Raw genomic sequence first — 24698 nt, forward strand, 5'->3', positions numbered from 1 at the left:
GCGCGGCGCGACTAAACTTGTCCGGTGACTGACTCAACGCATTTCACTGCCGGCAACACCCCCGACGCTCCCCGCAGCGACCTTCCCGGACTGCTCGGGGCGCTTGCCTCTGACTTGCGGACCATCGGCTACACCGTCGACGGAGTAGCGGATCTGCTCGGCGAGGCCGCGCATTCCGCCCTGAGCCGGGACCAGCTCATCCCCGCGCTCATCGTCACCGAGCGTGCCGCTCGCGGGGAGCCGACGACGGCGGCGCTTGCCGCCGTCGTACGCCTGTGGCTGCTGGCCGAGCCGCAGCGGGCGGAGACGCTCGACGCCGCCCTGCCCGGCACCCGCGCGGAAGGCCTGCTGGAGCTGGGCCTCGTGGAGCCGTCCGCAGGGGGCCTGGTCCAGGCGAAGGCGGATCTTAGGCCCTATGGGTGGGGCGGCGCAGCCGCGACTGACACCGATGGCAGCGGCGGCGGGGCGGACCTCTGGGTCGCCAGCGACCTCGCAGCCCACCAGCGCCCCGGCGTGCTCCGCCACGACCACGTGCTGGGGATCGGCCAAGCCTCCACCACGCTGGTGCAGGTCACGGCCCGCCGGCATGTGGCCCGGGCCCTGGATCTCGGCACGGGCTGCGGCATCCAGACCTTCCACCTGCTGCACCACGCGGATCACGTGACCGCCACCGACATTTCCGAACGCGCCCTGGCCTTCACCCGCTTTAATCTGCTGCTTAACGCCGAGGCTCTGCACCTGGTCCCGGCGGAGCTTCACAGCCGGGTGAGCCTGCGGCTGGGTTCGCTGCTCGAACCGGTCGCCGGCGACAAATTCGAGCTCGTGGTCTCCAACCCGCCGTTCGTCATCACGCCCCGCAGCACCGGGGAGGCCGCCGCGGACCAGTTCACCTACCGCGACGGCGGCCTCCCCGGCGACGACATCGTCGCCTCGCTCGTCCGGGCGCTGCCCTCGGTTCTCGCACCCGGCGGAACAGCCCAGCTCCTGGGCAACTGGGAGATCCCCGCGGGGACGCCCTGGGCCGGCCGGCCGCAGAGTTGGGCCAGCCCGGACGCCGATGTGTGGTTCATCCAGCGCGAACAGGTGGGGCCCGAACAGTACGCCGAGACCTGGCTGCAGGACGCCTCCGAGGCCCGCGAGCGGCGGCTCTACCAGGACTCCTATGCGGCGTACCTGGATGACTTTGCCTCCCGGAGCGTCAAGGCCATCGGGTTCGGGATGATCTGGCTGCGCCGTCCGGCGGAAGGCTCCAAACCGGTGATCTCCCGCTTCGAGGAGATCACGTACCCGATCGAACAGCCCGTCGGACCATATCTGGGCGCAGCCGTCGAACGCGCCGACTGGCTGGCCGCCCACGAGCTGGCAGACGCGCACCTCCTGGTCGCCGAAGACGTCACCGAGGAACGGCACCAGCGCCCCGGCGCCGAACACCCCGGCGTCATCCTGCTGCGCCAGGGTGCCGGCCTGCGCCGCACCAACCTGCTGAGCACCGAGCTGGCCGGCCTTGTCTCAGCGTGTGACGGCGACCTGTCCGTCGGGCAGATTGTCGGTGCCCTCGAGTCGCTGCTGGGTGGACACGACGGCTTCGACGCAGAGGCCTTCCGCGGCGGGCTGCTCAGCGACGCGGGGAACCTGGTCCGCGACGGCTTCCTGCTGCCCGCCTGACTCTTCGGCGGCGGCCGGCGCCGCAACGACCGCGGCGGCGGCCGCCGGTGCCGCAGGGGCTGCTGCGGCAGCCCCTTAGCGGCATAATGTGTCAAGCATTTCTTTCATAGTGTAGCGGTGCTCGATAGACTGGTTCCGTGAATGCAAAAACCCCAATGGCGGAGTCGCCGGATCCGCCAGCCGCCAAACGCCGGCAGCGTCCGGAAAAAAAGGTGGAAATCACTGATCCTAAGGCGATCCGGGCACTGGCCCACGCCGCCCGGCTGGAGGTCATTTCCGAGCTGTACTCCACCCAGGTGAGCCGGACTGCCACCGAACTCGCCGCGCAGACCGGCCTCACGCCGAGCGCCATGAGCTACCACCTGCGCGCCTTGCAGAAGTGGGGAATAGTGGTTCCGGCAGCCACCGCCGGCGATGCCCGGGAACGCCGCTGGAAAGCCGCGGGGACCGATTTCACCATCAACTCCGGCGGGGGAGTGGCGAGCCCGGAATTCGCCGTGCTGGACCTTGAGCTGGACGCCTTCCGCCGCCGCGTCAATGCCTTTGCCAAGACCCGGGAGGAGCGGCGCCAGCGCGGCGAACCCGCGGATTCCTCCGTGGTGCTGGCCAGCAACCTGCTGTACTTGACGCCGGCCCAGCGGACCGAGCTGACGGAGAAACTCTTCGACCTCCTGCACGGCTATGAGCTCGAGGACCCCGACCATGTGCCGGAGGAGGCGGAACGAATGGCCACTATGTGGTCCATGATTCCGGATGACCGCGGCAGGGCGCCGGCCGCGCCGGCCCCGGTGGCCGGCACCTGACTGGGCCCGCACCTGACAAAGCCCGGCGCAGGGCCCTGATCCAGGCCCCTTGAGCCGGCCGCCCGGCGGCCACGGACCGTTGCTGCATTACGCCCGGAAGTCGTGGCGGGAGACCTGAGTTTTCCACCTGAATGCGCGGGAATCCGCAAAATATGGTGAACTAGGCGGGTATGGGCGCATCTGCCCGAGCAACCTTTTTCTGTAGGAGCACCGTGCCAAGCAAGGCCAAAACCGGCAAGAAACTCGTGATTGTGGAGTCTCCCGCCAAGAGCAAGACCATCGCCAAGTACCTCGGCGAGGGCTTCATCGTTGAGGCCTCCATCGGTCACATCCGCGACCTCCCGCAGCCCTCGGAGCTCCCCGCGGACCTGAAGAAGACCCCGCTGGGCAAGTTCGCCGTCGACATTGAAAACGACTTCAAACCCTATTACGTGGTGTCCCCGGACAAGAAGAAAAAGGTCGCCGAGCTCAAGGCGCAGCTCAAAGACGCTGACGCTCTCTATCTCGCAACCGATGGGGACCGCGAGGGCGAGGCCATCGCGTGGCACCTGCTGGAAGTGCTCAAGCCCAAGGTCCCGGTCTACCGGATGACCTTCGGTGAAATCACCAAGGAAGCCATCCACCGCGCCATGGACAACCTGCGCGACGTGGACCAGGACCTCGTGGACGCTCAGGAAACCCGCCGGGTGCTGGACCGCCTCTACGGCTACGAGATTTCCCCGGTGCTGTGGCGCAAGGTGGCCCGCGGACTCTCCGCCGGCCGGGTGCAGTCGGTGGTGACCCGCATGGTGGTGGACCGCGAGCGTGAGCGGATGGCCTTCAAGTCCGCCTCCTACTGGGACCTGACGGGCCAGTTCGGCGCCGGTTCCGGTGCTGCTTCCTCGTTCAAGGCCAAACTCGCCGCCGTCGACGGCGCCAAGGTGGCCAGCGGCCGCGATTTCAACGACGACGGCGAGCTCACCTCGCGCAACGCCGTGCACCTCAACGAGGAGCTCGCCACCTCGCTGGCGGAAGGCCTGCAGTCCGCCGACTTCCGCGTCCGCTCCGTCGACACCAAGCCGTACACCCGCCGTCCGGCCGCGCCGTTCACCACCTCCACGCTGCAGCAGGAGGCCGGCCGCAAGCTGCGCTTCTCCTCGAAGAGCACCATGCAGGTGGCCCAGCGCCTCTACGAAAACGGCTACATCACCTATATGCGTACGGACTCGTCCGCGCTGAGCAACGAGGCCGTCACGGCCGCACGGCGCCAGGCCTCCGAGCTGTACGGCCCCGAGTACATTCCGCAGTCGCCGCGGGTCTACAGCGGCAAGGCGGCCAACGCGCAGGAAGCCCACGAGGCCATCCGCCCCGCCGGCGACTCCTTCCGCACCCCGGCCCAGGTCGCCAAGCAGCTCTCCGGCGACGAATTCCGGCTCTACGAGCTGATCTGGAAGCGCACCGTCGCCTCGCAGATGGCCGACGCCAAGGGCTCCACCGCCACGATCCGCCTCGGCGCGGTGACTGTAGGCGGCGCGGCCAGCGGCCGCGACGCAGAATTCTCGGCGTCGGGCACCGTCATCACCTTCCCCGGCTTCCTCGCCGCCTACGAAGAAGGCAAGGACGAAAGCCGCGTCGACGACGAGTCCGAGGAAGCGCGCCGGCTGCCGAACGTGGCCAAGGATGATGCGCTCACCGCCTCGGAGATTGTCGCCGTCGGACACGAGACCTCCCCGCCGCCGCGCTACACGGAAGCCTCGCTGACCGCTGAGCTGGAGAAGAAGGGCATCGGACGCCCGTCGACCTACGCCTCCACCATCTCCACGATCCAGGACCGCGGCTACGTCCGGAAGCAGGGCTCCGCCCTGGTCCCCAGCTGGATCGCGTTCTCCGTGGTACGGCTCCTCGAGCAGCACTTCAAGGACTACGTGGACTACGAGTTCACAGCGGACATGGAAGCCGATCTGGACAAGATCGCCAACGGCCAGGCAGGGGGGCCCGCCTGGCTCAAGCACTTCTACTTCGGTGAAGACTCCGAACCCGGCCTGCTGAGCATCGTGAACAACCTCGGCGAAATCGATGCCCGGGACATCAACTCCATTCCCATCACGGACAGCATCACCCTGCGCGTAGGCAAGTTCGGGCCGTACCTGGAGAGCTCCATCGCCACCGTGGATCCCGAGACAGGTGAGCTCGTTGAAGCTGCCCGCGCCAACGTCCCCGAGGACCTGGCCCCGGACGAACTCACGGCTGCCAAGGCGATCGAGCTGATGGAGACCGCTGCCCCCGAGGAGCGGGTACTCGGAACGGACCCGCACACCGGGCACACCGTCGTCGCCAAGAACGGCCGCTACGGCGCCTACGTCACCGAGGTCATCCCCGAGATGACCGAGGACCAGCTCGCCAACCAGCCGGTGGAGTACTACAAGAACGGCAAGCCGAAGCCGCCGAAGAAGCCCGTCAAGGCCAAACCGCGCACCGGGTCCTTGTTTGCTTCGATGGGTGTCGACACAGTCACCCTGGACGAGGCACTGCAGCTCATGAGCCTGCCCCGGGTGCTCGGCCAGGACGCCGACGGCAACCCGATCACGGTCCAGAACGGCCGCTTCGGCCCGTACCTGAAGAAGGGCACGGACTCCCGGTCCATCGGTTCGGAAGAGGAAATCTTCACGATCACGCTGGAACAGGCACTGGAGATCTACTCGCAGCCGAAGCAGCGCGGGGCCCGCGCCGCCGTCCCTCCGCTGGCGGAGTTCGGCCCGGACCCGGTCTCGGAGAAGAACATCGTGGTGAAGGAAGGCCGCTTCGGCCCGTACATCACCGACGGCGTCACCAACATCACCGTGCCGCGCACCACTTCGCTGGAGGAACTGACGAGGGAACGCGCCGTCGAACTCCTCGCCGAGAAGCGCGCCAAGGGGCCGGTTAAGCGCACGACGACGGCCCGCAAGGCCCCCGCCCGCAAGGCCACGGCCAAGAAGTAGGCCAGCGCCACACCGAATTCGCCGGAAGCGCGCGGGTTCGCCGGAAGGGAGTTTCCGGCGAACCCGCAGCGGACCGGCGAATTCGCGTTTGCGGTGCCGGGCCCAACGTGATCGAGTAGGAACATGACTGAACAGCCCGATCACCTGGACCTCCAGCCGCTGAACGAACTCGAGGAGGAGCTCGCCCGGGGTGAGCAGCCTGACGCGAACCCGGTGGACGTCATCCTCGCCTTCCTCAACAACGAGGTCTACGTCGTCAGCTCCGACGCGCTCGAAAACCCCGATGCCCAGGTCGAACCGCTCGTGCTCGCGAACTCCGCCGGACAGCCCGTCCTGGCTGTGTTTTCGCACCCGAGCAGGGTCGCCGAGCAGTACCTCGCGGCAGCTCCCAACGTGCTCGGTACGCAGGGCGCCGCGGTCCTCGGCAACCTTGGGGACGAACTCGGCATGGTCATCAACCCCGGTGCCGCCTTCGGTTTCGAAATCGATAAGGAAGGCGTGGCTAACATCCGCCGCGACTTCAAGCCCGCCGAAGACGCGGGAGATGCTCCCGGACAGGACGGCGAGCGGGCCTGATGGCGGTTAGGCCAGCCGCCTCACCGGGGGAATAATGGCAGCATGCGTCTAGGCGTCCTCGATATCGGCTCAAATACCGTCCACCTCCTGCTGGTCGACGCGCATCCGGGCGCACGCCCGGTGCCGTTCGCCTCGCATAAGCGCCCGCTGTCCCTCGTCCAGTTCCTCGACGGCGAAGGCAACATCAACGACGCCGGCCAGCATGAGCTGATCGAGTTTGTCCTCGAAGCGTGGGAATTCGCGGCCAAGCACAAAGCCGACGACCTCCTGGCCTTCTGCACCTCGGCGATCCGCGAGGCCACCAACGGGCCGGCCGTACTGGCCCGCGTTAAGCATGAGACCACCGTGACGCTCCAGGAACTGACCGGCAGCGAGGAAGCGTCGATGACGTTCTTCGCGGTCCGCCGCTGGTACGGCTGGGGCGCCGGACCCATCCTGGACCTTGATATCGGCGGCGGCTCGTTCGAGATGGCGTATGGGCAGGATGAACTCCCCGAACTCGCGATGTCCGTCCCGCTCGGAGCAAGCCGGCTGACCCGGGACTGGCTGCACGAGGACCCGCCCTCGGCCAAGAGCGTCAAGGAACTTCGCCGTTATATCCGGGCCACGCTCAAGCCGGTGGTACGGAACTTCGAGAGGCTGGGCAAGGCCAACCTCGTGGCTGGTACCTCCAAGACCTTCCGCTCGCTGGCCCGCATCGCCGGGGCCGCGCCCAGCGCCGCCGGCCCGTACGTCAAGCGGGAACTGTTCGCCACGGACCTGGGACTCTGGGCGCAGCGCATCTCGGCCATGGAGGTGGAGGACCGGCTGCACCTCCCCGGTGTCTCTGAAGCCCGGGCACCCCAGCTGCTGGCAGGGGCACTCGTGGCGGAAGCCGCCCTCGAGTTGTTCGAGTTCCCGAGCATGGAAATCTGCCCCTGGGCACTGCGTGAAGGACTCATTCTCCGGCGCCTGGACCAGCTGGTCTTCGACCGGCCGCTGGAGCCCGCGCCGCATGTGGGCCTGGCACTGTCCGCCGAGCGGCAGTCCCCGGAAACCCCGTCCGCGGACGTCCGGACTCTGGACTCTCGCGCCGCGGACGTCCGGTGAGCGACGACGTCGAATCCTGATACGGGACGGTGTCGATCCGGACGCACGCCATTCGTTTAGTAGGTGAGGGGCCGGTACGGAGCCGGCCGGATCGTCAAGGAGGACACCACAATGGCACAGTACCTGCTCAGCATTTATCAGCCCGTCGGCCCGGCCCCGGACCCGGAAATCCTGGCGCCTATCATGGCGGATCTTGAGGTCCTGAACCGCGAGATGAAGGCCGCGGGAGTGTGGGTGTTCGCGGCCGGGCTCCATCCCACCGACACAGCCACGGTCGTACGGCGGCAGGGCACCGAGGTGCTGATCACGGACGGCCCGTTCGCCGAGGGGAAAGAGCACCTAGGCGGGTTCACCGTCATCGACGCACCGGACCTCGACGCGGCGCTCGGCTGGGCTGGAAAGCTCGCCCGGGCCACCACCCTGCCCATCGAAGTGCGGCCCATCCAACATTAGGCGGCCCACAAGATGGTTGATGCCAGTCAGCCCGCGGAAACGGCCGGAGAGGACATCCGCTCCCCGGGGGTGGACATCGCCCGGGTCTTCCGGCAGGAGTACGGACGGGCAGTGGCGGTCCTGACCGGCATCTTCGGGAGTCTCGACATTGCTGAGGATGCTGTCCAGGACGCCTTCACGGCCGCGGTCCAGCGGTGGCCCTCCGGGGGTATGCCGCCAAGCCCGGCCGGCTGGATCATCGCGACGGCCCGGAACCGGGCCATCGACCGGCTGCGGCGGGAAGCCAGCCGGGACAGCCGGCAGGCCCGGGCTGCGCTGCTGCAGGCGGCCCGGACGGGCGACGCCGAGGTAGCTTCGCCCGAAGACCAGCTGCTGGACGGATTGGCAGGGGAGGGTGCGGTGCCCGATGACAGGCTGCGGCTGATTTTCACCTGCTGCCACCCGGCACTCAACTCGGCAGTCCGGGTGGCACTGACGCTGCGGCTTCTGGGCGGACTGACGACGGCGGAGATCGCCAGCGCCTTCATGGTTCCGGAGGCCACCATGGCCCAGCGACTGGTCCGGGCCAAAGCGAAAATCCGGGACGCGAGGATCCCCTACCGGGTGCCGCAAGGAGCTGAGCTGCCGGGGCGGCTGCAATCGGTGCTCGCCGTCATCTACCTCATCTTCAACGAAGGCTACAGCCCCAGCTCCGGCGCCGGTCCGATCCGATCGGAGCTGTGCCGGGAGGCAATCAGGCTGTGCCGTCTGCTGGCCGCACTGATGCCGGACGAAGCCGAAGTGAAGGGCCTGCTGGCCCTGATGCTGCTGACCGAATCACGGCGCGCGGCCAGGCTGGACCCCTCGCGTCGGGACGCCGAGGGCGGCCTGGTGCTGTTGGCGGACCAGGACCGGCGGCTGTGGGACGGCAGGCTTATCGCCGAGGGCCAGGAGCTGGTGCGGCAATGCCTGCGGCGTAACCAGCCCGGGGCGTACCAGCTGCAGGCGGCGATCAACGCGGTCCACAGCGACGCCGCCGACGCCGCCGCGACGGACTGGGGGCAGATCCTGCGGCTCTACGATCAGCTGCTCGACGTCGCGCCCGGACCTGTCGTGGCTCTCAACCGGGCCGTCGCAGTAGGCGAACTGGACGGGCCGGAACAGGCGCTGCGGCTGGTCGACGGGCTTGGGCTGGAGAACTACTACCTTTTCCACGCCGTCCGCGCCGACTTCCTGGTACGGCTGCGCCAGTTCGGCGAAGCCGCCGCGGCCTACAGCTCTGCGCTGGAGCTGGCCGGGAACGTCACGGACCGGATATTTCTGGAGGGCCGGCTGCGGGGCCTCGGAGCGGAACCTCCGGGGTTAAACGAGTAAGCGCCGGGCGGCTCCGCAGAAGGAATTAGGGGATCTCTTCTGCGGCCGCCCGGCGCTACTATCATCACTCGCACCTTGGTTGAGGAGGTACTGTCCAAGCTATACGCCGAGCTTGGGTGTTTCAGCAGATTTACCTGTGCATTGGCTGGCAGGCTGATTTCGCTGGCGTCCGTCCCGGAGAGGCGCCGGGAGAGGCGCCAGCCGGGGGCCGCGGCCGAAGTGCGGTTTAACGGCAAAGGCACCGGCTGTTCGCTGCGGGAAAATGGGGGAAACCCGCTGCAAACCACCGGTGCCGGGCAACCATCCGCATGGTTGCCGTATCACTCGCACCCTCAATGAGGTACTTACCAAGGTAGTCCCGCAGTTTGTGAGAACGCTGCGCCGCGGATGTGAGCTGGCTGTGAATCGGGCCGGACTGCAATGATGGGGGCATGAGCAACCGAATCGCATTCCTGGGCTGTGGGTCAATGAACGAGGCAATCATGGGCGGCCTGATCGCCGGCGGCACCGACCCGGCGGACATCGTCGCCACGGTCCGCCGCGCCGTGCGGGCCGCCGAACTTGCCGAACGGCACCACGGCATCACGGCCATCGCCGGCGAGGAAGAGCCGGAGAACAACAAACAGGCGGCCACCGGCTCCGACGTCGTGATCCTGGGTGTTAAGCCCGTGGGCATCGCTGATCTGGCCCGCGAGATCGGCGATTCGCTGGGACCGGACACGATCGTCATCAGCGTCGCCGCCGCCGTGTCGCTCGAGCAGCTGGAAGCGGCCCTGCCGGCCGGCCAGCCCGTGATCCGGTCCATGCCCAACACCCCGGCGAAGCTGGGCCGCGGCGTCGTCTCCGTGTCGCCGGGCACCAACTGCTCCGCCGCGCAGCTCCAGCTGGCCAAGGACCTCCTGGCCGCCGCCGGCACCGTCGTCGAAATCCCCGAAGACCAGGTCGATGCGCTGTCGGCGATCAGCGGCTCAGGCCCGGCCTACGCGTTCTACCTGGCCGAGGCCATGGCCGCCGCCGGCGTGGAACTGGGACTTGACCCTGAACTGTCGCTGCTGATCGCTCGTGAAACCGTCGCAGGGGCCGGCGCCATGCTGGCCGAGCCGGGCGCGGATCCGACGGCGCTCCGCAAGGCAGTCTCGAGCCCCAACGGCACCACCGAACGCGCCATTGCCACCTTTGACGAACGCGGCCTTCCCGCGATTATTGCCGACGGCGCCCGGGCCGCTGCCGCCCGCGCAGCGGAGATCACGAAGCAGCTCGCCTAGCCCCGGGCCGCAGCCTTACGGCCTCGCCGCGAACCGCTCCAGCAGGTCCACGTGGCCCGAAACAATGAGCATGTCCCGGGAGGAGACCTTCGTCTCCGGCCGCGCGTAGGTGAAGTCCTCGCCCGGGGACTTCACGCCCACAATGGTGACGCCGTACTTGGAGCGGACCTTGGATTCGTCCAGGGTGAAGCCCACGGTTTCGCGCGGCGGGTACATTTTCACGATCGCGAAGTCGTCGTCGAACTCGATGAAGTCCAGCATGCGCCCGGAGACCAGGTGTGCGGCGCGGACACCGGCGTCAGCCTCCGGGTAGATGACGTGGTTGGCGCCGATCCGGGTCAGGATCTTGCCGTGCGAAGGGGTGATCGCCTTGACCCAGAGGTGCTCGATCCCGAGGTCCACGAGGTTGACCGTGATCAGCACGGAGGACTCGATCGAAGTGCCCACGCCACAGACGGCGGAACTGAACTCCTGGGCGCCGAGCTGGCGGAGCGCGTCGATGTTGGTGGCATCGGCCTCGACGACGTGGGTCAGGACGCTGGCCCACTTCTGCACCAGGTTCCGGTCGCGTTCAATGGCGAGCACTTCGCGGCCCTGCTTGACCAGCTGCTCGGCGGTGGATGCGCCGAAGCGGCCCAGCCCGATCACCAGCACGGGTGCGTTGTGGGCGGGCCGGTTGACGGCGCCTGAGGAATTAGCCAATGATCGGTCTCTCTTCCGGGTAGTGGTACAGCTGGCTGCGCTGGCGCAGGGCCAGCGCCGCGGCAAGGGTGACGGTCCCGACGCGTCCGGCGAACATCAGGGCGGCGAGGACGTAAACGCCCGAGGGCGGCAGCTCGGCACTGAGGTTGGTGCTCAGCCCGACGGTGGCGAAAGCGGAAATGGTTTCAAACAGCACACGGTCCAAGGACGCGCCGCTGATCTGCAGGAGCAGGAACGCCGAGACGGAGACCAGGGTGGCGCCGGCGACGATGACCGAGATGGCCACCCGCATGGTCCCCTCCGGGATGGTGCGTCCGTAGATCTTCACGTCCGAATCGCCGCGTGCCTCCGCAACGATCGCCAGGAACATTACGGCGATCGTGGTCACCTTGATACCGCCGGCCGTAGATGCCGAACCGCCGCCGGCAAACATCAGGGCATCGGTCAGCAGCATTGTGGTGGAATCCATGTGGTTCTGGTCCACCAGGTTGAAGCCTCCCGAGCGGGTCATCACGGAGGCAAAGAGCGAGTGCGTGATCTTGTCTCCGAGGCTCATGCCGCCGATGGTCCGCATGTTTTCCCACTCCATCAGCCCCCAGAGCACGGTGCCTGCGGCGAGGAGGATGAAGGAGACCTGGATGGTGAGCTTGGTGTGCAGGTTCCACTTCTTCCAGTTCAGGCCGTTCTGCTGGAGGACCATGACCACGGGGAAGCCAAGGCTGCCGAGGAAGACGCCGGTCATGAGCGGGATGAGGATCCACAGGTCGGTCTCATAGGGGACGATACCGTCAGAGTGAGGGGTGAAGCCGGCATTGTTGAACGCCGAAATCGCGTAGAAAATGCCGTGCCAGACGGACTGCCAAAACGGGTCACCCAGGGTCAGGAACCGGGGGACCAGGAGTACCGCGAGGGCTCCCTCGATGACGACGGAGGTGGTGATGACGATCCGGAGCAGGGTACCCACCTCGCCGAGCCGACCGGCGTTCATGGCCTCCTGGGCGATCAGCTTGCCGCGGACTCCGAGTCTCTTGCTGACCATGAGCGAGAGCAGCGACGCCAGGGTAAGGATTCCCAGGCCGCCCACGAAAATGCCGATGAGAATGACGAGCTGGCCGAAGAAGGACCAGTGCGCGGCCGTGGAGACCACGGTCAGCCCGGTGACGCAGACGGCGGACGCCGCGGTGAACAGGGCCTGGTGCAGCGGCGTGGGCTCGCCCGTGGCGGAGGACACCGGGAGTGAGAGCAGCGCGGTGAAAATCAGGATCACCACGGCGAACGTTGTCAGCGCGAGGCGGGCCGGCGACGTGTTCGCGATGTTGTCGATGAAGTCGCGCACGCGGGTGAAGATCCACAGGCCGTCCCGCTCCGGAGTTCCGGGGTGCCAGCTGGCCGGGCTCGTGGACCTCGACTGGCTTTGCGTCATGTGTGGCTTTTCCTCGGTTGAAACTGCTTCCCTCAGTAGTAAACCACTAAACCCCGCGCAATGACGGGGAGTGGGGCCACCACGCTCCGGTAGCCTGTGATTGATGACATACCTGCCCGGACTCGCCCCGACCGCATTGCCGACGACCGTGGTGTGGGACCCGGACATGACCGCCTACAATTTCGGCCACAGCCACCCGATGGCGCCGGAGCGGATGGAGCTCACGGCGCGGCTGGCCGGCAGCCTCGGGCTGCTGGAGCTGGGCCACGTCACCGTCGCTGCACCGGAGGTGGCGTCCGACGAGGAGCTCACCACAGTCCACAGCCCCGGCTTCGTCGCCGCCGTCAGGCGCGTCAGCGCGGATCCCGAAACTCAAGACGTGCAGCGCGGACTCGGCACCGAGGACGACCCTGCGTTTGCCGGCATGCACGAGGCCAGCGCCCGGCTGGCCGGTGGCTCCCTCCTGGCCGCCGCCGCGATCCTGGACGGCAGTGCGGTCCGCGCGGTGAACTTCGGCGGGGGCATGCACCACGCCTCGCGCGAGCGGGCGAGCGGCTTCTGCATCTACAACGACGCCGCCCTCGCCATCCAGCGGCTGCTCGACGGCGGCGTACAGCGGGTCGCATACATCGACGTCGACGCCCACCACGGCGACGGCACGCAAAGCATCTTCTGGGACGATCCCCGGGTCCTGACCATTTCCCTGCACGAGACCGGACTGACACTCTTCCCGGGCACCGGCTTCGCCAACGAGATCGGCGGACCGAACGCCCAGGGCAGCGCCGTGAACGTTGCGCTCCCGGCCGGCACCGGCGACGCCGGCTGGCTCCGCGCCTTCCATGCGGTGGTGCCCCAACTGGTCGGCGCCTTTGAGCCGGAGGTGATCGTCAGCCAGCACGGCTGCGACTCGCACCGGCTGGATCCGCTGACCCACCTGAACATCAGCGTGGACGGCCAGCGCGAGGCGGCCACCGCCGTCGGTAATCTCGCGGCACGGTACTGCGACAACCGATGGATCTCCACCGGCGGCGGCGGCTACAACGTCATCAGCGTGGTCCCGCGGTCCTGGAGCCACCTGATCGCGATCGCGGCCGGCAGGCCCATCCCGCTCCGCACCCCGGTCCCGGAGGACTGGCGCCGCTACGTGCGGGAGAAATACGGGGCGAAGTACGGCGTGGAACCGCCCGAGTCCATGGGGGACGACGTCGACCTGTGGTGGCGCTCCTGGGAGGTCGGCTTCGACCCTAACGACGAAGTGGACCGCACCGTGATGGCGACCCGCAAGGAAGTGTTTCCGCTCTACGGGCTGGACCCCTGGTTCGACTGACGGGTCCGGCACGCTCCCGGCAGCGGGCCGCGGAAATAGTGGATGCCATCCGGCGTATATGTCGCTAGTGTGGAGGGCATGGTGACAGACGACGTATTTGCCGTCATTGCCGAGGCAACCCGGCGTGACATTCTGATGGCCCTCCGCAAGGGGGACAAGGCAGTGGGGGAACTGGTCCAGGAGCTTGCGGCAAGCCAGCCCACCATTTCCAAACATCTCAAAGTTCTCCGCGAAGCGGATCTCGTAAGCATGCGCGCCCAGGGCCAGAAGCGGTACTACGCCCTGAACTCCAAACCCCTGGCCGGCATCGCCAGTTGGCTGGAGACGTTCGACGTCGGCACCACGGCAACGCCTGAGGCGGCACCGGTGAGGGTCCCCGAGGTCCGGCCCCAGCCCGGCCCGGACAGCCTGGCTGCTGCCGCGGCCGCGACAGTTGCTGTCACTGCTGCGCCGCAGCCGGTCGCCGCCGCCCTGGCCGGCCGCACCGCCGACAGCCCGCTGAGTCCGGCCGTTGTTCTCCCCGTCGGCCCGGCTGGCGAGGACAGAATGCCGCAACAGATCGGTCGCACCGTCGGCCGCGCAGCGACGAAGGCCGCCGACCTGCTGGCCAACCTGCCAAAATTCGGCCGGAAGAAGTAACCCTCGGGTGGGCTTTTCGGAACGGGGTCAGCGGGCTACTTGCCGAGCAGCCGGACGTGGTCCGGGTTCAGCTCTGAGATCCGGCTGACGCCCAGCAGGGCCATGGTGCGGAGCATGTCCGTCTCCAGGATCTGGATCGCCCGGTCCACGCCGGCCCGGCCGCCGGCCATGAGCCCGTACAGGTAGGCCCGGCCGATCAGCGTGAAGTCCGCGCCGAGGGCCAGGGCGGCGATGATGTCCGCGCCGCTCATGATGCCGGTGTCCAGGATGATGGCGGCGTCGCTGTTGTCCGCCTTGAACGCGGCGGAAACCTCGGGCAGCAGGTGGAACGGGATCGGGGCGCGGTCCAGCTGGCGTCCGCCGTGGTTGGACAGGATGATGCCGTCCGCACCGTGGTCCACCACCTTGCGGGCGTCGTCCACGGTCTGGATACCCTTGACCACCAGCTTGCCCTTCCACGTTTCACGCAGCCAGTCGAGGTCGTCGAAGGTGAGCGTCGGATCGAACATGGAGTTGATGAGGTCCGCCACGGTCCCGGTGTAGCGCGAGAGCGACGCGAACGTCAGCGGCTCGTGGGTAAGGAAGTTGAACCACCACGCCGGGCGGTAGGACGCATCCAGCACGGTCTTGATGGTGAGCGCGGGCGGGATGGTCATGCCGTTGCGGACATCGCGGAGGCGGGCGCCGGCGACGGCGGTGTCCACGGTGACCATGAGTGTGTCGTTGCCGGCCTTGGCGGCGCGTTCGATAAGTTCAAGGGAACGGTCCCGGTCCGTCCACAGGTAGAGCTGGAACCAGTTCCGGCCGTCGGGTGCGGCGGCGGCGACGTCCTCGATGGACGCCGTACCCATCGTGGAGAGCGTGTACGGGATGCCGGCCGCCGCGGCGGCCCGGGAACCGGCGTACTCGCCCTCGGACTGCATCATCCGGGTAAAGCCCGTGGGCGCGATCCCCACCGGCAGCCTGGACGGCCGGCCCAGGATCTCGGTGCCGAGGTCGACGCTCGAGACATCCCGCAGGATGCCGGGCCGGAACTCGATGTCCAGGAACGCCTGGCGCGCCCGGCGCAGCGTGATTTCGGCTTCGGCGGCACCGTCGGTGTAGTCGAACGGGGCCTGCGGCGTGCGGCGCTTGGCCATGTCACGCAGATCCCAGATGGTGCTGGCGCGACGGAGCTTCGCAGCGCGGCTGAATTCGGGCTTCTTGAACTGCATCAGCGGAGCGAGGTCCGAGTACTTCGGAACGCGTCGCTTCAGTGCCGCCGGAATGGTCCCGGCCCCACCGGCGGTGCGGCTGGACGGCCTGGTGCCTGCCGGCGTGCGGGGCGCCTCGGGGTTGCCGGGCTCGATCGTCTGCGTCATTGCTGCCTCCGGGCAGGTCTCGTGTTCCTGGATGGTTCGGTTCCCCGGCGAAACGTCACCGGGGTGTGGTCCAACCACAGTCTAGGCGTGTGGTCCAACCACATCAAGTACGATTGGCCCATGCGCACCCACCAGCTTGTCGTGCAATGGATCGAGGGGCAGCTCTCCAATGGTCAGCTTGCCCTGGGTGGACGGCTTCCGGCCGAGCGCTCGCTTGCAGAGCAGCTCAAGGTCTCCCGCACCTCCGTCCGCGAGGCCATCCGGGTCCTTGAGGCCATGGGCGTGCTCCGCGCCGGCGTAGGTTCCGGACCGGACGCGGGGACCGTGGTCATCGCCGACCCGACCGCGGCCCTCGGCTCCGCGCTCCGCCTGCACGTGGCCACCTCGCACCTGCCCGTAAACGACATCGTGGAGACGCGGGTGCTGCTGGAATCCTGGGCCGCTTCCCGGGCCCGGCCGGAGTCGCCCGCGCTCGTCGAGGCGGCACGGCTGCTGGAACAGATGGACACCTGCGCCGACACCGAGGCGTTCCTCTCCCTGGACGTCCGTTTCCATCTGGCGTTGGCGGATGCCGCGGGAAACGCTGTGGTCAGCGCCATGATGGGTTCCCTCCGCGAAGCCATCCAGGACTATGCCGGCCGGCTCACCGGCAACCTTCCGGACTGGAACGCCACCGCGGCCCGGCTCCGTGCGGAACATCGGGACATTCTTTCGGCCATCACCAACCACGACGGCGGCCGCGCCGCGCAGCTGGTGGCGGACCACATCGAGGGCTACTACGCGGAGGCCGGGCTGGGCTCCGCCGGCTGATCCCGCAGGCTGCGATTGAATGTTACGTGCCGGATTTTGCCGCGGAGGCAACTCCACGGCTATGGTCGGGGTTATGACAAACCGTTGGTATGCGTATTTTTCGTTGGCTCTGGAGGGGCCCGCGTCTAACTGACACGTCCAACCTTCCTTCAGAGCCAACAGGGCAGAGATCATTCTCTGCCCTTCGCCATTTCTCGGCGGGTTCTGATCAGGGCCCGCTCCGCACCCCGGAACAGGACCCGAACATGAGCATCGAAGCAGCCCACGAATCCCAGCAGTCCACCTCCAATCTCCGCGTCAGCGAGTTCACCCCGCTGCCCTCCCCGCAGGCCGTGATGGCTGAACTGCCGCTGGACACCCGCACCGCCGACGTCGTCGGCCGCGGCCGGGACGAGGTCCGGGCCATCATGGACGGCGTCGATGACCGCCTGCTGGTGATCGTCGGACCCTGCTCCATCCACGACCCCAGGGCCGGGCTGGAGTACGCCCGCCGGCTGGTCAGCCAGGCCGAGAAGCACCGGGAAGACCTGCTGATCGTGATGCGCACGTACTTCGAGAAGCCCCGCACCACGGTGGGCTGGAAGGGCCTGATCAACGATCCCCGGCTCGACGGCAGCCACGACATCGCCGCCGGGCTGCGTGCGGCCCGCCGGTTCCTGCAGCAGGTCACGGCCCTCGGCCTGCCCACCGCCACCGAATTCCTCGAGCCGATCAGCCCCCAGTACATGGCGGACCTCGTCTCCTGGGGAGCCATCGGGGCGCGCACCACGGAAAGCCAGATCCACCGGCAGCTCGCCTCCGGGCTGTCCATGCCGATCGGCTTCAAGAACGGGACCGACGGCGACCTCCAGGTCGCCCTGGACGCGTGCAGCGCCGCCGGTGCGGCCCAGGCATTCCTCGGGATCGACGGCGAGGGCCGGGCCGCGCTCGTCTCCACCGCCGGCAATCCCGACGCCCACATCATCCTTCGTGGTGGACGCAAGGGCCCCAACTACTCCGCCGCCGACGTCGAGGCCGCCTCCGCCACGCTTGCCGCGCGGCTGTTGAATCCGCGACTGATCGTGGACGCGAGCCACGCCAACAGCGGCAAGAACCACCACCGCCAGGCCGAGGTGGCTCTGGAGATCGGTTCCCAGCTGGAGAACGCGGGACCGTCGGCAGGGGCCATTGCCGGCGTCATGCTGGAGAGCTTCCTCGTCGGAGGGGCGCAGAACCTCGACGTCGCGGCGCATGCGGCAGGGAGTGACGGACTGGTCTACGGCCAGAGTGTCACGGATGCCTGCATGGACTGGGACGTGACGGTATCGGTCCTCGGGCAGCTGGCTGCGTCGGCCCGGATACGTCGCACGAAGGGGTAGGGCCCTGCAATCTTTGCCGTTATCCTGCGGAAAGTCCGTAGGGTTTCCTGCGAAACCTTTCACATTGGCACCACGAGCACCTAGAGTTACTAACACATGGTTGTTAGATGGCTCAGCATCGGCACACCGCCATGTCATTCAGATGGGCTGCCGTTCGCTTGAGTAAAAGGAATAGAGATGTCTCCGGAGGCAAACTTCTCCAACGCACGCTTCTTGACCGTGGCCGAAGTCGCGGAACTAATGCGAGTGTCGAAAATGACCGTGTATCGTCTCGTTCACTCCGGCGAGATGCCCGCTGTCCGTTTCGGCCGCTCGTATCGGGTGCCGGAAAACGCCGTCGAAAAGTACCTCAAGGGTGCCGTGGTCGACGGACATACGGAAACCGCCTGAGTCTTATTGAATCGAATACCCGGCCGCGGGCGCTGTACCGGGGCTGCGGTCGTGGTGTGCCCCGGATAGGCGGTACCCTGTTAAGGAACGTTTTACGTCATTGTAAGAACCTGTCAGTTGTACAGTCTGCTGCTTAGCCCGCGGACCCTTCCCAACAGGCAGGTACTACATCTAGCCGGTAAGGAACTTTCGTGGGTTCAGTTATTAAGAAGCGTCGCAAGCGTATGGCCAAGAAGAAGCACCGCAAACTGCTTCGCAAGACGCGCCACCAGCGCCGCAATAAGAAGTAGCAATACTTCGACTGCGTGAGATGCCCGTTGCCTTCCAGGCGGCGGGCATTTTCTTTTGCGTTTTTCGCTGCGAATCCGGGCGCACGCGGCCAGATCCGGGCGCACGCGGCCAGATCCGGGCGCAGGCGGCCGGGATCCACACCGCCGCCGACCGGATCCGTAGCGCCGGATGGGATAGGCAGCGCCAGAGCGGCGCAGTTGAGGGCGCAGTTGGGAAAGAGCGTGGTCAGCGCGTGGGGCCGCGGAAGCGGGAGAAGCCCCGCCAGAGGCCGTAGATCGCCCCTCCGACCGTGGCAGCCTTGAGGCCCAGTGTGGCGGCCCGTCGTCCGGAGCGGAAATCGTAGACCGGCCAGTTGTGCTCGCGGGCATGGCGGCGCAGCCGGGAGTCAGGGTTGATGGCCACGGGGTGCCCCACCATGCTCAGCAGCGGAATGTCATTGTGCGAATCGCTGTAAGCCCAGCACCGGTTGAGGTCCAGGCCTTCGGCCCGGGCGATCTCGAGGACGGCCACGGCCTTGGCCGGGCCATGCAGGATATCGCCCACCAGCCGGCCGGTGTACGAGCCATCCAGAATCTCGCCGACAGTGCCAAGGGCTCCCGTGAGTCCCAGCCGGGAGGCGATCACTGTGGCGACCTCGATCGGTGTCGCTGTCACGAGCCAGACCCGGCGGCCCACCCTGAGGTGCTGTTCGGCCAGGGCCTTGGCTCCCGGCCAGATCCGGGATTCGATCATTTCGTCGTAGACTTCTTCGCCGAGCGCCTCGACGTCTTCGACCGTGAAACCGGACGCCAGCGTTAGGGCAGAGTCGCGGACGGCGTGCACGTCGTCCATGTTTTCGCCGCGCAGCACGAACATGAGCTGCTTCCAGGCGAACCCGGCCGCCTGCGGGATGGTGAAGGCCCCGCGCTGGTGCATCTTGCGGGCCACATGGAACAGGCTGGCGCCCTTCATGAGGGTGTTGTCGACGTCGAAAAAGGCGGCTTCGCCGTGCTGCGATGATGCAACAGGCTGCGTGGCCACAGCGACGTACTTCTCCTCAGGCATGCATCGAGTCTAGTCAATGCCGCGGCGGGCTCCCGTCGCGCGGATCGAGGACGGGGCAGTAAGGGCCGCGCTTCGACGCAGGCCGGCCGGCCGGGCTACCGTGGAACCATGCCCAAGCCTGCGCCCCTCCCCGATGTCGTTCTGATCACCAAAGCTGACTGCCACCTCTGCGCCGAGGCGCGCGCCGCCGTCGGGCGCGTCACCGCCGCCCTGGGGATCGGCTGGACGGAGCAATCGGTGGATGACGATGCGGCGTTGCGTGAGCGCTTCGCGGAGGAGATCCCCGTGGTGCTGGTCGACGGCGTCCAGCGCGACTTCTGGAAGATCGATGAAGTCCGCCTGGCCCGGACCCTGCGGCGGGTGCTGGACACGCAGCCCTGAGACGCGACTGCTTTGTTGGCTGAACTGCGGGGGCTTTAGAGTGGGAACCACAACGCGACGCAATGGAGCAGATAGTGACTTCGCTGGATTCATCCCCCGAGGCTGTGCCCGGGGGAGCCGGGACTGCCGCCAAGCAGATTCCGCCCGCGGCCGTGGCACGGCTGACGATCTATCTGCGCGCCCTCACGACGTTGCTGGCCGATGGAGTGGACCGCGTCTCCTCCGAGTCCCTGGCCGAGGCGTCCGGCGTCAGTCCGTCGACCCTCCGCAAGGACCTGTCCTACGTGGGGTCCTACGGGACGCGCGGCGTGGGCTACGAGGTTCAATACCTGAACCGGAATATTGCCGCCGCCCTGGGACTGACGCACGACTGGAAGGTCGCGATCGTCGGGGCCGGCAACCTGGGCAAGGCCCTTGCCCGGTACGGCGGCTTTGAATCCCGCGGATTCGACATTGTGGCGATTTTCGATGCCGACCAGATGGTGGTGGGCAGCGAGGTGGGTTGGCTGCGGGTCAGCGACGCGGCAGACCTCGAGCCGGTCCTGCAGCGGACGGGCGCCAATATGGTGGTCCTGGCTCTTCCGGCCGCGGTGGCGCAGAGCGTGTGCGACCGTGTCATTGCCGCCGGCGTGCGGAGCATCCTCAGTTTTGCCCCGGTGATGCTGCAGGTTCCGCCCGGAGTCAACCTCCGCAAGGTGGACATGGCAACCGAGCTCCAGATCCTCGCCTACCATGCACAAAGGGCGCAGGATCCGGAAGATGCTGTCTAGTTTCAGCCAATCTTTCCGGTTCCCGTGCCCTGGGCGCTGGTGCCTTGCGGACTATTTACCGAACGGGTTGCCAGGCTGCCCGTAGGGATTTGCGAAAGGCTGGTGCTTTCGGAAGTAAGGGGACGTCGCCGGCAGATACAGCATCACGATTGCCGCAATGCCGGCAAGCACTGCCAGGGTGCCGATGCTCAGCGGGAAGAGGCTGACAATCGAGAGTGCGGCGAGGACCGTGCCCAGGATGCGCGCCCAGTTCTTACCCTTGCGGACGTTGAAGGCAACGAGGGCATAGAGGCCGGCACTGATCACGGCGAAGACCACAATGGTGCCGACGAGGATGGGCTTGATCTCGCTGAAGTTGACCTGGGCGCCGCCTGCCGCCATCTGCTCTTCGAACATGTTCCGCACCGCCGGGGTGTCCAGCGTGAAGATGGCCAGCAGGAGCGAGAGCAGCCACACCGCTCCGGAGGCGACGATCAGCCAGAAGGCGGTGTTGACGAGCTTGGGCACACCGCCGGGCGCCTGCTGCTGGCCGGCGGGGTACTGGGCATAGGGGGACTGGCCGTACTGCGGTGCCCCGTAGCCGGGGGCCTGCTGGCCGTATTGCGGGGCCCCGTAGCCGGGGGCCTGCTGGCCGTACTGCGGCGCCGCGGGGGCCTGCTGGCCGTATTCCGGCTCGTTCTGGCCGTACTGCGGGGCCGGGGGTGCCTGCTGGCCGTACTGCGGCGCCGGGGGTGCCTGCTGGCCGTACTGCGGCTCGTTCTGGCCGTAGCCGGGGGCCGGCTGATCGCCCGGGGCGGGGCCGTCCGGGTTTGACGGCGGGACTGGAGGAATACTCATGGTCGGTCCTTTGTGTGTCGAACTGGATCGGCTACCGGGACCAGTAATCCTGCCCTGCCCCCAGCATGGTCTAGTTCAACCGTACAGCGGGCGGGCCGCCGTGCGGATCATTCCGGAGAGGTATTCTCAGCCCCGTTTCGACGGCGGACTCCGGCCGCTGGGAGGCCGCGGCGGGGCGGGCACGCCGCCGCGGCCTCCCGCTGCGTGCTCTTGCCGGACGGCGGGTCAGACGCGGCCTCGCAGTGACTCGAACCAGGCCTGTGAATTGGGCAGCCACATCAATACGGTGGCCGCGAGGCTGATGATGAAGCCCGGCCAACTGCTGCCGTTCCGGCCGTCCGCGGCGCTGGCGCTGATGATGGCCAGCAGCAGGGACACTCCGGCAACGATGGTGAGGGCGAAGCGGGCCCATTCCCGGCCTTCCTTCATCTTCATGGCCAGGATGATCTGGGCGGCGGCCAGCGCGAGTGCCACCAGCACCAGTAGAAGCACCACAATGCCAATGCCTGGAACGACGGCCAGAAGGACGAAGGACCCGAACAGGCCGACAACGCCTCCCAGCAGGCCAAGGAGGCCTCCGATCAGCCAGACCCAGTAGGACACCTTCAACTCGGTCGGCATTCCCGTGACGCTGAACATGCTGGAGAAGCCGCCCCGGGGCATGACATCGTTGAAGTTCCGGGGCCTGTCGGTGGGCATCTCGAAGCGGAAACCTCCAGGGGACGCAGGCTGCTGCGGCGGCTGGTAGGGCTGCAGCCCCGGCGGCGGGTACGCCTGCGGTGGCTGGTACGCCTGCGGCGGCTGGTAGCCCTGCTGACCCGGCGGCTGGTACGCCTGCGGCGGCTGGTAGCCCTGCGCGGCCGGCGGGCTGGCCAGGGGTGGTTCGGAACCGGTCGGCGGAACATTGCTGGGCGGCGGAGGCTGGGCACCCGGCTGCTGCGGCGGGGGTACCTCATCGGGGTTGCTCATGGCTCTCACTGTAGACCGCGAATCAGCCGTAATCTAGGGAATTTCAGCCCGTTGCGGACCATGCCGGAACTCGGCTGGGCGGGTCCGCCAAAGCGCTGGCGGAAGCCGGCGCCGGGGCATCGCCCGGCTTAAGCACAGCACCCCGCCCCATCCCAGGGATGAAGCGGGGTGCTGCTGCAGGCGTTGACTATGCTGCGGGGGCGATGAAAGCCAGTTCGAGGTTGACGGCAACCTTGTCGCTGACCAGCACGCCGCCGGCGTCCAGCACTGCGTTCCAGGTCAGACCGAAGTCCTTGCGGCTGATGGTGGTCTCGGCGGACAGGCCGGCGCGGGTCAGGCCGAACGGGTCGACAGCTACGCCGTTGAACTCGGTCTCAAGGGCCACCGGGCGGGTAACACCCTTGATGGTGAGTTCGCCCTGGAGTTCGTAGGCGTCACCCTTGGGGACGATGTTGTTGGAGACGAAGGAGATTTCCGGGAACTTCTCGACGTCGAAGAAGTCTTCGCCGCGGACGTGGCCGTCGCGGTTGACGTCGCCGGAGTCGAAGCTCGCCGTCTTGATGGTGGCATTCACCTTGGAGTCGGCGACGTTCTCGGCGAGGTCCAGGGTGGCTTCGGCGTCCTTGAACTGGCCGCGGACCTTGCTGATGCCCGCGTGGCGGACGGTGAAGGCAATCTCGCTGTGCGAGTTGTCGAGGGTCCAGGTGCCGGTGGTGATGTTGGCGGGAAGTGCCATGGTGTTCTCCTTGAGTCGGGTGGGTGGTGCACTAAGTCTGATCGTCACTTGAACCTCATTTGTTGAAGTCTCAACTAACTGCTTCACCCAGTATAAACATGCATTTGCATCTTTTATTCCAACCCTGGGGAACATTTTTCACAACACTTGAGTTCTACTTCTTGTAGAAGATTTCGTCATTGCCCCTGCCCTTTGAGAAACTGGTACACATGCCCCAAGCCACTGTTCATTTGCTCCGCCACGGCGAGGTCAACAATCCCGACGGCATCCTGTACGGCAGGCTGCCGGAGTTCCACCTCTCCGAGCTCGGCCGGGAGATGGCCCGGACGCTGGCGGAGCACTTCAGGGAGCGGTCCGCGCAGGGGGCGAACATAGTCCATCTGGCAGCCTCTCCGCTGATCCGCGCGCAGGAGACGGCACAGCCCATCTCCGAGGCGCTCAGCCTCGAGATCACCACCGATGCGCGGATCATCGAGGCCGCCAACTACTTCGAGGGGCTCCACGTCAGCAAGGCGGAAATCCTGAAGCCGAAGCACTGGCCGATGCTGCGCAACCCGTTCCGGCCCTCCTGGGGCGAGCCGTACAAGGACCAGGCCGCCCGGGTCATCGCCGCCGTCCAGGACGCACGGTTGCGGGCCATCGAACTCGGCGGCGACGGCGCCGAAGCCATCCTTGTCAGCCATCAGCTGCCCATCTGGGCCACCCGGCTCAGCGCCGAAGACAGGCCCCTCTGGCACGACCCACGCAAGCGGGAATGCACCCTTACCTCGGTCACGTCGCTGGTGTTCGACGACGCCGGCAGCCTTGTGCGCGTTGAGTACAGCGAGCCCGCAGCCGCCCTCCTGCCCGGTGCGTCCAGCACCCCGGGAGCCTGAGCATGAGCGACCGGAACGGACCACTCTCTCGCCGCAGCGTCCTGACAGCAGGCGGTGCGGCGCTCGCCGTCGTGCTGGGGCTCTCCGGCTGCGCCCAGGAAGATGCCTTGGCGAAGCAGGCCAAGGCCGGCGACAACAAGAACTACGTGGCCGGTGACGGTTCGGTGACGGAGTTCGCCGTCGCGGACCGGAAGACCCCGGTCGGTTTCAAGGGGACGCTCTTTGACGGCACGGCCGTCGCGCCGGAGGACTTCCAGGGCAAAGTCACCGTGCTCAACTTCTGGTTCGCCGCCTGCGCCCCGTGCCGGGTGGAAGCGCCCTCGCTGGAGGCCCTGCACCAGGAGTTCAAGGACCAGGGTGTGCAGTTCTATGGTGTAAACCTCCGTGACGAGAAGGCCACCGCGGATGCGTTCGACAAGACGTTCAACCTCACCTACCCGAGCTTCAACGACAAGGACGGCGCCGTGCTTTTGGCCGTGTCCGGACTCGTGCCGCCGGGAGCCGTCCCCACCACGCTGGTGCTGGACAAGCAGGGCCGGGTAGCTTCCCGTGTCCTCGGCGAAATCCAGAGGGGGACCCTCAAGTCCCTCATTGCCGCTGCCGTGGCCGAGTAGCGGACGG

The 24698-nt window shown here is 67.2% G+C and carries 25 protein-coding genes; 18 read left to right on the plus strand and 7 right to left on the minus strand.

Features of this window, described 5'->3' with window-relative positions; genetic code table 11:
• The first annotated feature begins 24 nt into the window (after positions 1-24).
• The 8 genes from ACVWZ8_RS11295 (at position 25) to proC (ending at position 10164) form a co-directional block, all read left to right on the plus strand.
• Entirely contained in the window at positions 25-1665 is a 1641-nt protein-coding gene (locus ACVWZ8_RS11295; RefSeq protein ID WP_456504687.1) for a DUF7059 domain-containing protein, read from the plus strand.
• A gap of 137 nt (positions 1666-1802) precedes the next feature.
• The gene (locus ACVWZ8_RS11300; RefSeq protein WP_456504688.1) at positions 1803-2468 is read left to right on the plus strand and encodes an ArsR/SmtB family transcription factor; all 666 of its coding nucleotides are present in this window, start codon (positions 1803-1805) and stop codon (positions 2466-2468) included.
• 212 nt (positions 2469-2680) lie between these two features.
• The gene (gene topA, locus ACVWZ8_RS11305; RefSeq protein WP_456504689.1) at positions 2681-5428 is read left to right on the plus strand and encodes a type I DNA topoisomerase; all 2748 of its coding nucleotides are present in this window, start codon (positions 2681-2683) and stop codon (positions 5426-5428) included.
• Between the two features lie 123 nt (positions 5429-5551).
• Positions 5552-6004 carry an SseB family protein gene (locus tag ACVWZ8_RS11310; RefSeq protein ID WP_426979218.1) on the plus strand — a complete coding sequence of 151 codons (453 nt, stop codon included), beginning with the start codon at positions 5552-5554 and terminating at the stop codon, positions 6002-6004.
• 42 nt (positions 6005-6046) lie between these two features.
• On the plus strand, positions 6047-7093 hold the full coding sequence (locus ACVWZ8_RS11315) for a Ppx/GppA phosphatase family protein (protein WP_426979217.1): 1047 nt from the start codon (positions 6047-6049) through the stop codon (positions 7091-7093).
• Between the two features lie 111 nt (positions 7094-7204).
• Entirely contained in the window at positions 7205-7546 is a 342-nt protein-coding gene (locus ACVWZ8_RS11320) for a YciI family protein (protein ID WP_456504690.1), read from the plus strand.
• 12 nt (positions 7547-7558) lie between these two features.
• Positions 7559-8899 (plus strand): RNA polymerase sigma factor, encoded by a 1341-nt coding sequence (locus tag ACVWZ8_RS11325; RefSeq protein WP_456504691.1) that lies wholly within the window; start codon positions 7559-7561, stop codon positions 8897-8899.
• Between the two features lie 431 nt (positions 8900-9330).
• Positions 9331-10164 carry a pyrroline-5-carboxylate reductase gene (gene proC, locus ACVWZ8_RS11330; RefSeq protein ID WP_426979214.1) on the plus strand — a complete coding sequence of 278 codons (834 nt, stop codon included), beginning with the start codon at positions 9331-9333 and terminating at the stop codon, positions 10162-10164.
• Between the two features lie 15 nt (positions 10165-10179).
• On the opposite strand, the gene ACVWZ8_RS11335 is transcribed toward proC, so the two are convergent.
• Both ACVWZ8_RS11335 and ACVWZ8_RS11340 read right to left on the minus strand, forming a co-directional pair.
• On the minus strand, positions 10180-10818 hold the full coding sequence (locus ACVWZ8_RS11335) for a potassium channel family protein (RefSeq protein WP_426979745.1): 639 nt from the start codon (positions 10816-10818) through the stop codon (positions 10180-10182).
• Positions 10819-10858: 40 nt separating this feature from the next.
• Entirely contained in the window at positions 10859-12289 is a 1431-nt protein-coding gene (locus tag ACVWZ8_RS11340) for a TrkH family potassium uptake protein (protein WP_426979213.1), read from the minus strand.
• 103 nt (positions 12290-12392) lie between these two features.
• On the opposite strand from ACVWZ8_RS11340, the gene ACVWZ8_RS11345 reads away from it, so the two are divergent.
• The gene (locus tag ACVWZ8_RS11345; RefSeq protein ID WP_426979212.1) at positions 12393-13616 is read left to right on the plus strand and encodes an acetoin utilization protein AcuC; all 1224 of its coding nucleotides are present in this window, start codon (positions 12393-12395) and stop codon (positions 13614-13616) included.
• A 78-nt stretch (positions 13617-13694) separates the two neighbouring features.
• Positions 13695-14255: an ArsR/SmtB family transcription factor gene (locus ACVWZ8_RS11350; protein ID WP_426979211.1), complete on the plus strand. Its 561-nt coding sequence runs from the start codon at positions 13695-13697 to the stop codon at positions 14253-14255.
• 35 nt (positions 14256-14290) lie between these two features.
• Here the strand turns inward: ACVWZ8_RS11350 and ACVWZ8_RS11355 are convergent, their stop codons facing one another.
• Positions 14291-15616 carry an alpha-hydroxy acid oxidase gene (locus ACVWZ8_RS11355; RefSeq protein WP_426979210.1) on the minus strand — a complete coding sequence of 442 codons (1326 nt, stop codon included), beginning with the start codon at positions 15614-15616 and terminating at the stop codon, positions 14291-14293.
• Between the two features lie 120 nt (positions 15617-15736).
• On the opposite strand from ACVWZ8_RS11355, the gene ACVWZ8_RS11360 reads away from it, so the two are divergent.
• The 4 genes from ACVWZ8_RS11360 to ACVWZ8_RS11375 all read left to right on the plus strand — a co-directional run bounded on the left by ACVWZ8_RS11360 (position 15737) and on the right by ACVWZ8_RS11375 (position 18464).
• Complete coding sequence (locus ACVWZ8_RS11360; protein WP_426979209.1) at positions 15737-16426, plus strand: FadR/GntR family transcriptional regulator; 690 nt, start codon at positions 15737-15739, stop codon at positions 16424-16426.
• Between the two features lie 245 nt (positions 16427-16671).
• Entirely contained in the window at positions 16672-17784 is a 1113-nt protein-coding gene (locus ACVWZ8_RS11365) for a 3-deoxy-7-phosphoheptulonate synthase (protein WP_426979208.1), read from the plus strand.
• 177 nt (positions 17785-17961) lie between these two features.
• Positions 17962-18174, plus strand: coding sequence for a helix-turn-helix domain-containing protein (locus tag ACVWZ8_RS11370; protein ID WP_354244270.1), 213 nt, complete (start codon positions 17962-17964; stop codon positions 18172-18174).
• Between the two features lie 191 nt (positions 18175-18365).
• Positions 18366-18464, plus strand: coding sequence for a 30S ribosomal protein bS22 (locus ACVWZ8_RS11375; protein ID WP_003792170.1), 99 nt, complete (start codon positions 18366-18368; stop codon positions 18462-18464).
• Between the two features lie 226 nt (positions 18465-18690).
• Here ACVWZ8_RS11375 and ACVWZ8_RS11380 read toward each other — a convergent pair whose 3' ends face one another.
• A complete protein-coding gene (locus tag ACVWZ8_RS11380; protein WP_426979207.1) occupies positions 18691-19509 on the minus strand; it encodes an HAD family hydrolase in 819 nt (272 codons plus the stop codon).
• A 108-nt stretch (positions 19510-19617) separates the two neighbouring features.
• Between ACVWZ8_RS11380 and ACVWZ8_RS11385 the strand changes: the two genes are divergently transcribed.
• Both ACVWZ8_RS11385 and ACVWZ8_RS11390 read left to right on the plus strand, forming a co-directional pair.
• Positions 19618-19890 (plus strand): glutaredoxin family protein, encoded by a 273-nt coding sequence (locus ACVWZ8_RS11385; RefSeq protein ID WP_426979206.1) that lies wholly within the window; start codon positions 19618-19620, stop codon positions 19888-19890.
• 74 nt (positions 19891-19964) lie between these two features.
• On the plus strand, positions 19965-20660 hold the full coding sequence (locus ACVWZ8_RS11390; protein ID WP_456504692.1) for a redox-sensing transcriptional repressor Rex: 696 nt from the start codon (positions 19965-19967) through the stop codon (positions 20658-20660).
• Between the two features lie 51 nt (positions 20661-20711).
• Here ACVWZ8_RS11390 and ACVWZ8_RS11395 read toward each other — a convergent pair whose 3' ends face one another.
• The 3 genes from ACVWZ8_RS11395 to ACVWZ8_RS11405 form a co-directional block, all read right to left on the minus strand.
• Complete coding sequence (locus ACVWZ8_RS11395) at positions 20712-21497, minus strand: hypothetical protein (protein WP_456504693.1); 786 nt, start codon at positions 21495-21497, stop codon at positions 20712-20714.
• 225 nt (positions 21498-21722) lie between these two features.
• Positions 21723-22466 carry a hypothetical protein gene (locus ACVWZ8_RS11400; RefSeq protein WP_456504694.1) on the minus strand — a complete coding sequence of 248 codons (744 nt, stop codon included), beginning with the start codon at positions 22464-22466 and terminating at the stop codon, positions 21723-21725.
• Positions 22467-22653: 187 nt separating this feature from the next.
• Positions 22654-23202, minus strand: a complete 549-nt coding sequence (locus tag ACVWZ8_RS11405) for a YceI family protein (RefSeq protein ID WP_456504695.1) — start codon at positions 23200-23202, stop codon at positions 22654-22656.
• Positions 23203-23411: 209 nt separating this feature from the next.
• Here ACVWZ8_RS11405 and ACVWZ8_RS11410 point away from each other — a divergent pair, with 209 nt between their 5' ends.
• Together ACVWZ8_RS11410 and ACVWZ8_RS11415 are read left to right on the plus strand one after the other, a co-directional pair.
• Complete coding sequence (locus ACVWZ8_RS11410; protein WP_456504696.1) at positions 23412-24077, plus strand: histidine phosphatase family protein; 666 nt, start codon at positions 23412-23414, stop codon at positions 24075-24077.
• Positions 24078-24079: 2 nt separating this feature from the next.
• Complete coding sequence (locus ACVWZ8_RS11415) at positions 24080-24691, plus strand: TlpA family protein disulfide reductase (protein WP_426979200.1); 612 nt, start codon at positions 24080-24082, stop codon at positions 24689-24691.
• Positions 24692-24698: the final 7 nt, after the last annotated feature.

The sequence above is a fragment of the Arthrobacter sp. UYCu723 genome, from assembly GCF_054059215.1.